The 11187-nt window shown below is 57.3% G+C and carries 14 protein-coding genes; 8 read left to right on the forward strand and 6 right to left on the reverse strand.

Annotation, left to right across the window (positions count from 1 at the left end; all coding sequences use genetic code 11):
• Window positions 1-63: 63 nt before the first annotated feature.
• Window positions 64-1452 (reverse strand): sensor histidine kinase RegB, encoded by a 1389-nt coding sequence (regB, locus tag N4A58_RS05525; protein ID WP_293708295.1) that lies wholly within the window; start codon window positions 1450-1452, stop codon window positions 64-66.
• Window positions 1453-1543: 91 nt separating this feature from the next.
• Here regB and N4A58_RS05530 point away from each other — a divergent pair, with 91 nt between their 5' ends.
• Together N4A58_RS05530 and N4A58_RS05535 are read left to right on the forward strand one after the other, a co-directional pair.
• Complete coding sequence (locus N4A58_RS05530) at window positions 1544-2170, forward strand: SCO family protein (RefSeq protein ID WP_293708296.1); 627 nt, start codon at window positions 1544-1546, stop codon at window positions 2168-2170.
• Window positions 2171-2246: 76 nt separating this feature from the next.
• Window positions 2247-2798 (forward strand): ActR/PrrA/RegA family redox response regulator transcription factor, encoded by a 552-nt coding sequence (locus N4A58_RS05535; protein ID WP_072708975.1) that lies wholly within the window; start codon window positions 2247-2249, stop codon window positions 2796-2798.
• Here N4A58_RS05535 and N4A58_RS05540 read toward each other — a convergent pair.
• Entirely contained in the window at window positions 2791-3384 is a 594-nt protein-coding gene (locus tag N4A58_RS05540; RefSeq protein WP_293708297.1) for an HD family hydrolase, read from the reverse strand. The genes N4A58_RS05535 and N4A58_RS05540 overlap by 8 nt on opposite strands.
• 558 nt (window positions 3385-3942) lie before the next feature.
• Between N4A58_RS05540 and ahcY the strand changes: the two genes are divergently transcribed.
• The 4 genes from ahcY to N4A58_RS05560 all read left to right on the forward strand — a co-directional run bounded on the left by ahcY (window position 3943) and on the right by N4A58_RS05560 (window position 7206).
• The gene (gene ahcY, locus N4A58_RS05545; protein ID WP_293708298.1) at window positions 3943-5331 is read left to right on the forward strand and encodes an adenosylhomocysteinase; all 1389 of its coding nucleotides are present in this window, start codon (window positions 3943-3945) and stop codon (window positions 5329-5331) included.
• Between the two features lie 145 nt (window positions 5332-5476).
• Window positions 5477-6055, forward strand: a complete 579-nt coding sequence (locus N4A58_RS05550) for a PRC-barrel domain-containing protein (RefSeq protein ID WP_293708299.1) — start codon at window positions 5477-5479, stop codon at window positions 6053-6055.
• A 163-nt stretch (window positions 6056-6218) separates the two neighbouring features.
• A complete protein-coding gene (locus N4A58_RS05555) occupies window positions 6219-6560 on the forward strand; it encodes a DUF2853 family protein (RefSeq protein ID WP_293708300.1) in 342 nt (113 codons plus the stop codon).
• 217 nt (window positions 6561-6777) lie between these two features.
• Entirely contained in the window at window positions 6778-7206 is a 429-nt protein-coding gene (locus N4A58_RS05560; RefSeq protein WP_293708301.1) for a hypothetical protein, read from the forward strand.
• Between the two features lie 112 nt (window positions 7207-7318).
• On the opposite strand, the gene N4A58_RS05565 is transcribed toward N4A58_RS05560, so the two are convergent.
• The 4 genes from N4A58_RS05565 to tsaD are packed head-to-tail and all read right to left on the reverse strand — an operon-like array spanning window position 7319 to window position 10051.
• Window positions 7319-7738, reverse strand: coding sequence for an EVE domain-containing protein (locus N4A58_RS05565; protein WP_293708302.1), 420 nt, complete (start codon window positions 7736-7738; stop codon window positions 7319-7321).
• A complete protein-coding gene (locus N4A58_RS05570; RefSeq protein WP_072708987.1) occupies window positions 7738-8010 on the reverse strand; it encodes a YciI family protein in 273 nt (90 codons plus the stop codon). The genes N4A58_RS05565 and N4A58_RS05570 overlap by 1 nt, the downstream gene beginning before the upstream one ends.
• Window positions 8010-8966, reverse strand: coding sequence for an NAD(P)H-dependent glycerol-3-phosphate dehydrogenase (locus tag N4A58_RS05575; RefSeq protein WP_293708303.1), 957 nt, complete (start codon window positions 8964-8966; stop codon window positions 8010-8012). Before N4A58_RS05575 ends, N4A58_RS05570 begins: the two co-directional genes overlap by 1 nt.
• Window positions 8963-10051 carry a tRNA (adenosine(37)-N6)-threonylcarbamoyltransferase complex transferase subunit TsaD gene (gene tsaD, locus N4A58_RS05580; protein WP_293708304.1) on the reverse strand — a complete coding sequence of 363 codons (1089 nt, stop codon included), beginning with the start codon at window positions 10049-10051 and terminating at the stop codon, window positions 8963-8965. The genes N4A58_RS05575 and tsaD overlap by 4 nt, the downstream gene beginning before the upstream one ends.
• Window positions 10052-10123: 72 nt before the next feature.
• Here tsaD and N4A58_RS05585 point away from each other — a divergent pair, with 72 nt between their 5' ends.
• Together N4A58_RS05585 and N4A58_RS05590 are read left to right on the forward strand one after the other, a co-directional pair.
• Window positions 10124-10852, forward strand: a complete 729-nt coding sequence (locus tag N4A58_RS05585) for a uroporphyrinogen-III synthase (RefSeq protein WP_293708305.1) — start codon at window positions 10124-10126, stop codon at window positions 10850-10852.
• Between the two features lie 66 nt (window positions 10853-10918).
• Window positions 10919-11187, forward strand: a 269-nt coding sequence (locus N4A58_RS05590; protein WP_293708306.1) for a hypothetical protein, incomplete at its 3' end; no start/stop codon positions are given.

The raw sequence follows: 11187 nt of genomic DNA on the forward strand, positions 1-11187 counted from the left end.
TCCCTAAGAGATAAGCTCACGGTAGAGAGATAAAGCATTAGCGCAACTATCATGTTGCGAAAATTATTCGAAATACGGGTTTTCAGCGCCAATTTGTGCAATTTGGTCACTAGAGGCTTCTACTTTTGCCCTCGGGATCACCACTTCGACGATCGCACCGCACTGTTCTGTGCCCAGTGATTCGGGGTCCAATGGGTTAGATCCGTTTGCGAATGTCAATTCGGCGCCTATACGTTCTAGTAACGTTTTCGCTATGAAGAGCCCCAGACCCATGCCCTCGTATTCGGGTCTTTGGTGCAGGTCGCGTTCTGCGCGGCGTCGGCGCACAAAGGGATCGCCAATGCGGCCAATGATGCTGACAGGGTAGCCTTTGCCATCATCAATGATACGGATTGTGATCGTATTTTCGGTCCACCGAGCTTCGATCCAGACTTTGCTGCGGGAAAAATCGACCGCATTCTGGACCAAATTGCGAACACCATGGATCAGCTCTGGCCGACGTAGGATCGTCGGGATTTCTGCATCTAAATCCTCTGGCCAGTCGAAGATCACCTGAGAACCGCGCATGAGATGGGGGTCTGCGGCCTCTTCCAGAACTGTCGTTAATGGGGCGTGACGCATGTGCAGGTCATCTTTGCCAGCGCGACCCATCGTCCGCAGGATGTCACGGCAACGATCCGCCTGCTGCCGTATGAGCAGGGCGTCTTCTTGGAGTTCGGGGCGATCGTCCAATTCCTCGGCCAGTTCGGCGCTGGTTAGCTTGATCGTTGCCAGTGGAGTTCCCAACTCGTGGGCTGCCGCTGCCACCACGCCGCCAAGGTCGGTCAACTTCTGCTCGCGGGCGAGGGCCATCTGTGTGGCCTGTAGGGCGTTCGACATGGTGTGCATCTCGGACGTCACACGCCGCGCATAGAGGCCTAGAAACATCACCCCGATCACAATCGCCAGCCACGTGCCAAAGACAAAGAGATCCGGAACCCGCAGCACCTCGCCCGCCTGCGTTGTAAGTAAGAGGTGATATTTGGCGAGCAGGGACACGATCACCACTGCCGTCATCCCAAGGATCAGGTAGGACCGCAGGCTCATTACCGCGGAGGACACGGTCACGGGTCCGAGGATCAGCAGGGCAAAGGGATTGTGCAGACCGCCCGTCAGGTAGAGCAGGAAACCCAATTGCAGGATGTCGAACAGGACCATGAGGAAGTTTTCGGTCTCTGATAGGCGCTTGTTTTGGGGAAAGACAAACAGCGATATCAGATTGCCAATCACAGAGACGCCCACGGCCATAAAACACAGGCCAATCTCCAGCTGCAGGCCATAGAGCCACTGCCCCACCACAATCGCCATCAACTGACCCCCGATGGCCAGCCAACGCAGCAGGATCATGGTCCGAAGACGCACGAAGTGGTTTGGACCGCCGAAACCGGTCGAAAAGAGGCTGGTATCTGCCATAGCGATGCCTACATGGGTTGCGACAAGGTAAACCATTGTTACGGGCCACCGGTTTTGGGATCAACGGCCCGAACAAACAAAGGAGAAGGCGATGCGGAAAGCACTAGCAATCGGAGCAACCGCTGCGGTCGTGGCAGTGGTTGGCGGGACGGCGGCTTTCGTGCTGACCCAAGGGCCCGAAGATCAGTTTGCCGAATGCCGGACCAGCGCAGTGGCTGGCGGTGCAGGTGCGATCGGTGGTCCGTTCGAGTTGCTGAATAGTCGCGCCGAGGTCGTAACTGACACCGATGTCATTACCAAACCGTCGCTGCTGTACTTTGGCTATACCTTCTGCCCCGATGTTTGCCCCTTTGACACTGTGCGCAATGCAGATGCCGTGGATATCTTGACTGAACGAGGCTACGATATTCAGCCCGTCTTTATCTCGATTGATCCAGAGCGGGACACGCCCGAAGTCGTCGGAGAGTTCGCACAGAATATTCATCCTGACATGATCGGGCTGACCGGAAGCGCCGAGCAGGTCAAAGCGGCAAGCCAAGCCTACCGGACTTACTACAAGAAGAATGAGTCCGACGATCCCGAATGGTATTTGGTCGACCACTCAACATTTAGTTACCTCGTCACGCCCGAGGATGGCTTTCTCGATTTCTACCGCCGCGAACTGAGCCCAGAGCAGATGGCTGACGGCATTCAATGTTTTCTGGATGCTAAGTCGTGAATGTGAAGGTTTGACGCAGTCACACCTTGGACATAGATATAGGTGATGGCCGGCGGATCGGTGGGGAGGTTTTACGATGGCAGAAGCACAGCTTGATATCGGCGTCGACAAGACACTGTTACTGGTCGACGACGACGAACCGTTTCTGCGGCGCCTTGCCAAGGCTATGGAAAAACGTGGGTTCGATGTGGAGACTGCGGACTCGGTTGCGGGTGGCAAAGCTGTCGCCACGGCGCGGCCTCCGGCCTTTGCCGTTGTTGATCTGCGGCTCGAAGATGGGAACGGTTTGGACATCGTCGAAACTCTGCGAGAAAAACGACCTGACTCTCGGATCGTTGTGCTGACCGGCTATGGCGCGATTGCAACCGCGGTGGCTGCCGTGAAAATCGGCGCGACGGATTATCTGTCGAAGCCCGCAGACGCGACCGACATTACCAACGCCTTACTGGCCACCGATGACGAACTGCCCCCGCCGCCGGAAAACCCGATGAGCGCAGACCGCGTTCGTTGGGAGCATATTCAGCGCGTGTATGAGCTGTGTGATCGGAACGTGTCCGAGACGGCACGCCGTTTGAATATGCATCGCCGGACTCTTCAGCGCATTCTGGCCAAACGCTCGCCTAAATAAGGGCGAGCAGTTCAGCATGCCGCTTGGTGTAATCTTCGCGGACTTTGACCGGCGGACGTAAGTCGATAGAGATACTGTTCAGGATTTCTTCTGATGGACGGCCAAAGAACTTGTTGGCCTCTGTCTCATCGAATCCAGCGATTTTCACTGCCTCAAGCCATGCGCTGACCTTGTCGGCGCGCTTGATCGCGGCCTTGACCGTCTTTGGCAGCGCGGCTGGCAGGCCGAACCGGATGTGAATTGCTGCAGCCAACTTTTCATCCAGTTCTGAATAGGACGGGCCAACTGCCGCTTTGACCGGCGAGATCATATCCCCGATCACGTATTCCGGTGCATCGTGCAGCAGCGCTGCCAGCCGCCATTTGGGCGGAGCTTTGGGATTTTGAAGGGCGTAAATCTTTTCGACCAGCAAGGAATGTTCGGCGACCGAGTAGGCATAATCCCCGACTGTCTGCCCGTTCCATCGCGCGACGAAAGCCAGCCCGTGAGCGATATCCTCGACTTCGATATCCATGGGGGTTGGGTCCAGCAAGTCCAGACGACGACCGGATAGCATGCGTTGCCAAGCTCTGGGAGGTGGGGGCATGGGGCACTCCTGTGATGGTGTGCCATGAATAGAATGCCAGAAGTCAAAAGAAAATGGCGCGGTGCTGCCCTCCGCGCCATCCAGTACCAGGTTACTCGTTACTACAGTGCCGGATTGGCCAAGGCCAATCCGGCCCCTCGTATCACCTTGCCCGCCAATGCCGGTCTGAATGGGCCGACACCTGCGATTCCAGCGAAGCTGTGTGCTGGGGTATGTTGGGGACCGTCAGCAAGAATGACAGATTGTCGTGATCAATCAGCCATTCCGCACAGGTTGCAGGAATAAACAGTGCATGGGGGTGCTATTGTTTCGCAAAACGATATTATACTGTGGTGCGCTCCGTTTGAAAATGTTGCTCCCACTGAGGGTTAATGTGTTCAATAATTGTACTTTGGTAAAACACGACGCGGACCTTGCAGAACCGCTTCGCCCCTACACTTTAGGATAATGTTTCCATTGTGGAAACAGTAAAAATGCATTTTTTCATACGCATTGTCGATATGGCGGCCGAGTGCTATTTCGACCGGCAAAAGACGCTAGATCGAAGGAGAGCCGCCCATGGCTAACGACTACATCGTCAAGGATATTTCGCTGGCCGCCTTTGGTCGCAAGGAACTGGACATCGCCGAAACCGAAATGCCGGGCCTGATGGCTTTGCGCGAGGAATACGGTGAAAGCCAGCCGTTGAAAGGCGCGCGCATCGTCGGTTCGCTGCACATGACCATCCAGACAGCGGTTCTGATCGAAACGCTGGCGGCGCTGGGTGCGGACGTGCGTTGGGCATCGTGCAATATCTTCTCGACCCAAGACCACGCGGCTGCGGCGATTGCCGAAGCGGGCATCCCCGTCTTCGCGATCAAAGGTCAGAGCCTTGAGGAGCACTGGGACTACCTCGACAAGTCGTTCATGTTCGCAGACGGCCCTAACATGATCCTTGATGATGGCGGTGACGCGACCCTCTACGTTCTGCTCGGTGCACGTGCCGAAGCTGGCGAAGACATCATTCCTGTCCCCTCGTCCGAGGAAGAGGAAGTCATCAAAGCGCAGATCAAGAAGCGCATGGAACAGAGCCCCGGCTGGTTCACCAAAGTGCGCGACCAGATCAAAGGCGTGTCCGAGGAAACCACCACTGGCGTGAACCGTTTGTACCAACTGGTGCGCGATGGACAGCTGCCCTTCCCCGCGATCAACGTGAACGACTCGGTCACCAAGTCGAAGTTCGACAACAAGTACGGATGTAAAGAGTCGCTGGTTGACGGCATCCGTCGTGCGACCGACGTGATGATGGCCGGCAAAGTGGCTGTGGTTTGTGGTTACGGCGACGTGGGCAAAGGCTCGGCCGCATCGCTGCGCGGGGCAGGCGCACGTGTGAAAGTCACCGAAGTTGACCCGATCTGTGCACTGCAGGCGGCCATGGACGGCTTCGAAGTTGTCCTGCTGGAAGACGTCGTGGACTCCGCTGACATCTTCATCACAACCACCGGCAACAAAGACGTCATCCGCATCGAGCACATGCGCGAGATGAAGAATATGGCGATCGTCGGCAACATCGGTCACTTCGATAACGAAATTCAGGTCGCCAACCTGAAGAACCACAAGTGGACCAACATCAAAGACCAAGTGGACATGATCGAGATGCCGAGCGGCGCCAAGATCATCCTGCTCTCTGAAGGCCGCCTGCTGAACCTCGGTAACGCAACTGGTCACCCATCGTTCGTGATGTCTGCCTCATTCACCAACCAGGTTCTGGCCCAGATCGAGCTATGGACCAAAGGCGACGAGTACGACAACAAGGTCTACATCCTGCCAAAGCATCTGGATGAAAAGGTGGCGCGCCTGCACCTCGACCAGATTGGTGTGAAGCTGACCACTTTGGACAAAGAACAAGCGGATTACATCGGCGTGACCCCCGAAGGTCCCTTTAAGCCGGAACATTACCGTTACTAACAGGCTGTCGGCGGGAACCTGCACAGAGCTTCCCCGCAGTCACAGCAACTTACCGCCAAATTTGGCAGTTCCAAGCTCCGGCAGAAACATTCGCCGGGGCTTTTCTGTTTCCCCATCACACCGCAACTGGAGAAGGAGAAACACGATGACCTTTATGACCAAACTGATGACCGCCGCTGCCACCACCGCCCTAATGACTGGTACGGCGTATGCCGAAATGAACGACATCGACATGAATGCGCAGAGCGAGGTCGACGGCCAGATCATGATGGAACAACCGATGGATGGCGACACCGAGATCGGAACCACGACTGATATGGGCACCCAAGCTGACATGAGCGCCGATCCGATGATGTCGACCGAACCAGCCGACACCGAAATGGCACTGGCTCAGAAAACTGTAGGCGAGGTCATCGGGATGGAGGTAGAGGCCATTAACGGCGATGATGTGGGCGAGATTGACTACGTGATCGCAAGCGAAACCGGTGTAGAAGTCGTTGTTGGCGTGGGCGGTTTCCTTGGCCTAGGCGAATACACTGTTGCCCTGCCGCTGAATGATTTCACCGTTGCCGAAGACGAGACTCTGATCCTGTCGCAAGATGCTGAGGCCCTGAAGCAGATGCCGCAGATTGACGAGAGTGCGATCGAGAGCCTGCCCGACGATATGGTGATCGCGGATGCCATGACCGCCGAGACCATGCCGGATATGCCCGACAACTCGTAATTCCGAGCGTATAGGTTTGAATGGGGCGCGCCAGTGCGGCGCGCCCTTTTCTTTGCCGAAAACGCGGCGGATGCAAAATTCCCTTGTCTGCGAGGCAATCCCGCTCTTACGCTTTTCACAATTTTAGCGAGTAAGGGCAGCAGCCCGAAGAGGGAGAGTGACTATGGGAAAACGAGACGATCTGATTGCCAAGTATGCCGAGGATCTGCGCGATAAATGCGGCATGGACCCCGATATGGATTTGCTGACAAAAGTGACGATCGGGTGCGGCCCGTCGATCTACAATGCCGATGCTGCGACCGTTGCAGGAAGCCAGCCGAGTGAACTGGAGACTGTGCGCAAGAGTTTCTTAATCAAGAAACTTGGGATGACTGATGGTCCAGAACTGATGGAGGCGATCCATTCTGTGATCGAGACCTACGGCCGTTCTGAGCGCAACAAGTACCGCGCTGTCATCTACTATCTGCTGGTCAAGCACTTCGGCAAAGAGTCCGTGTACGGCTAAAGCCTTTTGTGAGTTGGCGCCTCAAAGCCAATTGACCGCGCAATCGACTAAAATGCCCTGTTCTATTTGTTTGCGATCAGGGCACCGCACGGTCTATTCATAAATCAACAGGCCAGAATGGCCGAACCAATCCATCGCGTGTGTGGGAGCATGTGGGGAAAGGGGTTCGGCCATTGGCTTGGCCGGACCCCGCTACATTAAACAAAGAAGTCTAAATATGTCTCGTCTTGCTATTGAAATGCGTAGTGCGCGTCGCAGCCATCGCAACGCTATGGAGGCCTTGGATGAATGCGCACGCCTCAACGGCGAACTGGATGACGCAAACGAATATATGAAATACTTGGCCGATAGAGTTGTATCCTCCCAAGCGCAAGGCATAGCCTATCAGAAAGTGATAAATGTTCTGATGGTAAAAATTGATGAGGCTATGGGGCAAGATCAAAATCCTTTTCGGATTGACTTAGAGGGAGAGGTGATACCTGAAGGCCCTCGAAAAGGAGAGCAGATGCAAATCATAGATAAGCTTTTCCTGAACCTCCTGAAAAACGAACTAGAAGAGTCTGCCAAAAATGAAAGATTTAATTTTGTCAAACAAGTCATGCACACCGTCGTTGGATCGATACGAGAATGCAAAATATGGAGCTAATTCCATCCGAATACGAATAAACAGGGGCACTAAAATAGTACCCCTTTGCATTTAAATATCCTTCTTAGCGTCAGACCTCTTACTTACTCCCGCCGCGTCAAAGGCATCGTCTTTATCTAGTATAGCCGCCCAAATCGCAGAGAAGTTTCCACTCTGCTTCGGTCACTGGCTGCACCGACAGGCGGGACTGTTTGACCAGCGCCATTTGCGCCAGACGCTCGTCCGCTTTGACCTGATCCAAAGTGACTGGCGTGGCGAACGGGCCAACAGCCTTGATGTCCACGCAGTCCCAGCGCGGATCATCGGTGGTGCTGTCGGGATGGCTCTCGGCGATCACCTCGACCACCCCGACAATCGCTTTGTCCTTTTGCGAGTGGTAGAAAAACCCGAGATCCCCCACCTTCATCTCGCGCATGAAGTTCCGCGCTTGGTAGTTGCGCACGCCGTTCCATTCCTCGCCCTCGTCCCCTTTGGCGACTTGGTTGTCCCAGGACCAGGCGTCAGGCTCGGATTTGAACAGCCAGTAGCGCATCAGCCGATGACCTTTTTCCACGCGATGATTTCGACGGACTCGAACAAATCGGCCGCTTTGTAGGGGTCGCCTGCAGCCCAAGCTTGCGCTGCGTCCATGTCCTCGACATCCAGAATGACCAGCGAACCGCACATCTCGCCTGCCGCATCCAGCAGAGGGCCGGCTTGGGCGACGACGCCGGTGTCTTTGATGTAGGCAAGGTGCGCATCGCGGTTGGCTTTGCGAACCTCGAGGGCGCCAGCTTTGTCACGGGCGGTCAGGGCAAACAGCATCAGATTTCCTCTTTCAATGGGCGGGACAGCAATGTTTGCATGCCCTGCGATACATCTAGACGGCCTTCGACCAGCGCGGCAACCACCGAGGTGATTGGCATGTCGATGCCTTTGTCATGGGCCAGACGGGCGACGGCGCGGGCGGTCGCGGCACCTTCGACTGTGATGGTAGGGTCATAGTCCGCACCCTGCCCTAACGCGAAGCCGTACGCATAGTTGCGACTGGTCGGCGACGTGCAGGTCAGCGTCAGATCGCCAAACCCGGACAAACCCATCAGCGTCTCGGGGATCGCGCCAAGGGGTCCTGCGATCCGCATCATCTCGGCAAATCCGCGGGTGATCAAAGCTGCTCGGGCAGACTCTCCAAGGCCTGCACCCATTACAGCCCCCGCTGCAATGGCGATAACGTTTTTCAGCGCGCCGCCAAGTTCCGCGCCCACAGGGTCCATACTGCGGTACAAGCGGATGGTCGCGGAGCTAAGGGTTTCTTGCAGCTCTTCGCCAAGGATCGGGTTTTTACAGGCAAGCGTCAGCGCGGTCGGTAGTCCTCGGGCGATATCGATAGCAAAGCTGGGACCTGTGATGATCGCAGGGGCGCGCGTGACTTCGGCCAGAATAGCGGTCGGGCCGCGCAGGCTGGTCAGATCGACGCCCTTGGAACAAGCGACAAGCGTCTTGCCCCGCAGCAGGTCCGCATTCTGAGAGACAAAGGCGGCGGTGGATTGCATCGGCACGGCCATCAGGATCGTATCGGCGGCGCAGGCGGCGGCCAGATCGCTGGTCACAGTCAGACCGTCGGGCAGTTGGATGCCCTTGAGTCGTGTGGCGTTTTCACGGGTCTTTTGCATGGCAGTGGCGGCATCCGGATCACGGGCCCACAGGGTCACGCCACGCTCGGCCAAGGTGATGGCCAAGGCGGTGCCGAACGCCCCTGCCCCCAGAACCGAAACGCTCATGCTTTGGCTCCCTTTTTGCCGCTGCCGATCATGGGTGCGGATTTCTTGTCCAAAGGCCAGCGCGGGCGGGCTTGCAGGGCCATGTCGTCGGTCTCGCCTAAAGCGAACCGCTCCAGCCCCGCATAGGCGATCATCGCGCCGTTGTCGGTGCACAGTTTCAGGGGCGGTGCGGTGAAGCCTGCGCCTGCCTCTTCGGCGACCGTGGTCAACGCCGCGCGGATGGCTTGGTTGGCAGCGACCCCGCCTGCGACGGCGATCATGGGTTGGCTGGGGTTCAGCTCCATGTAGACCCGCAGGGCGCGGCGGGTTTTCTCGGCCAGAACGGCAGTGACAGCCTCTTGGAAGCCAGCGCAAAGGTCGGCTTGGTCTTGGGCGGTCAGGGTGTTGTCGGTCATCATCTCGTCCCGCGCGCGCAGGACGGCGGTTTTCAGACCGGAATAGGACATGTCGCAGCCCTCGCGATCCAACAGAGGGCGCGGAAAGCGGAAGCGCTTTGGATTGCCTTCGCGCGCTCGTGCCTCGACCGAGGGGCCACCGGGTTGGGGGAGCGCGAGCAGTCGCGCGACTTTGTCAAACGCCTCGCCCGGGGCGTCGTCGATGGTGCCCCCGACGCGTGTGAATTCGTCTGGTCCGCGCACGATCAGGAACTGGCAGTGCCCGCCCGAGACCAGCAACATCAGATAGGGATAGGTCAATCCGTCGGTCAGGCGCGGGGTCAGCGCGTGGCCCGCCAGATGGTTCACCCCGACCAAGGGCTTGCCCAAAGCGGCTGCGATCCCCTTGGCGCACATGACACCGGACAGGACGCCGCCGATCAGGCCCGGGCCCGCAGTGACGGCGATCGCATCAACCTCGGACAAGGACACCATGGCTTCGGACAGGGCCTGTTTGACCGCCAGATCGACCTTTTCGGCATGGGCGCGGGCGGCAATCTCGGGGACAACTCCGCCGAAGGCTGCGTGCAATTCGGCCTGCCCCATCACGATGTTCGACATCACACGGGCGTTGCCCGCAGTCCCGCGCACAACGGCGGCGCCGGTGTCGTCACAGCTGCTCTCGATACCAAGGATCGTCAGGTCGGACATCTGTCTCTTTCATTGCAGGGCGGTTTGTCCCGAGGTAGCACTGGGACAAAGACCTTACAATGCCGAGACCTGATGGACCGTCCCGCTGCCAAGATCCTGATCACGCGCCCGCGCGAAGGGGCCGAGCGGTTTGCGATGGAACTGGCTCAAGTGATGCCATGCGCGATGCCGATTGTAATCTCACCGGTTTTGGACATCGCCACCCTGCCCGATCTGCTGCCACTAGAGCACGTCAAAGGTTTGATTGTCACATCGAAAAATGGTGTCGATGCGTTGATCGCCAAGACAGATCGCCGCGATCTGCCGGTCTATGCGGTCGGACAGCGCACAACAGCCGCTGCCGCTGCTGCGGGGTTTGCCGCACGCCAAATGGGCGATGATGCGGATGAGCTGGTTGAGGGGTTGCTCCGTCTGGGGCCCAAAGCACCGCTTCTGCACTTGCGCGGCGAGGTTTCGCGGGGCGATGTTGCGCAGCGATTGTCGACTCACGGCATCCTAACGCGCGAAAAAGTGGTCTATGCTCAGACGCCCGTTTCCCTGACCGAAGATGCGAAAATTCTGCTTAATGGAACTTCTCCGGTGGTCTTGCCGTTGTTTTCTCCGCGGAGTGCCAAGCTGTTAGCGCAACAAGTGACCGGGATTGCCCCGCGTTATGTTGTCGCGATGAGTTGGGCGGTTGCGTCAGAATTGCCGCAAGGATGGGCAAAAACCATTATTATTGCGTCAAGGGCGGATAGTCCTGCTATGGCAAAGGGCATTGCTGGTCTATTTGACGAGGACGGATTTATTGTGAGCCCCTAAATAAGGGGCTAAGTTGCGGCGAAGATATTCGCAAGGCTATTTGATTTTAGGGGGGTTGAGACGACCATGGACCAAAAACCAGCCAAGCCGGAAGAGACGCAAGACGCGTCGTCCGAAATTCAGGAAACCGGTGCTGAGGTAAAGTCCGAAGAGTCCGAAACTGTGGCCCCTGAAACGGCTGCGGATGACACCGCAGATGTTGCCAACAAAGAGGATGACAGCACAGACGCTGTAGAGGATGCTTCTTCTGAAGCCGAAGCCGTAGCCGACGCCGAAGCCGAAGCGGAAGCCGCAGACGCCGCGCAGGCCGCCGCCGACGCCGCAGCCGCACCCGG

It is taken from the genome of Donghicola sp., from assembly GCF_025210255.1.
Taxonomy (GTDB): domain Bacteria; phylum Pseudomonadota; class Alphaproteobacteria; order Rhodobacterales; family Rhodobacteraceae; genus Donghicola; species Donghicola eburneus.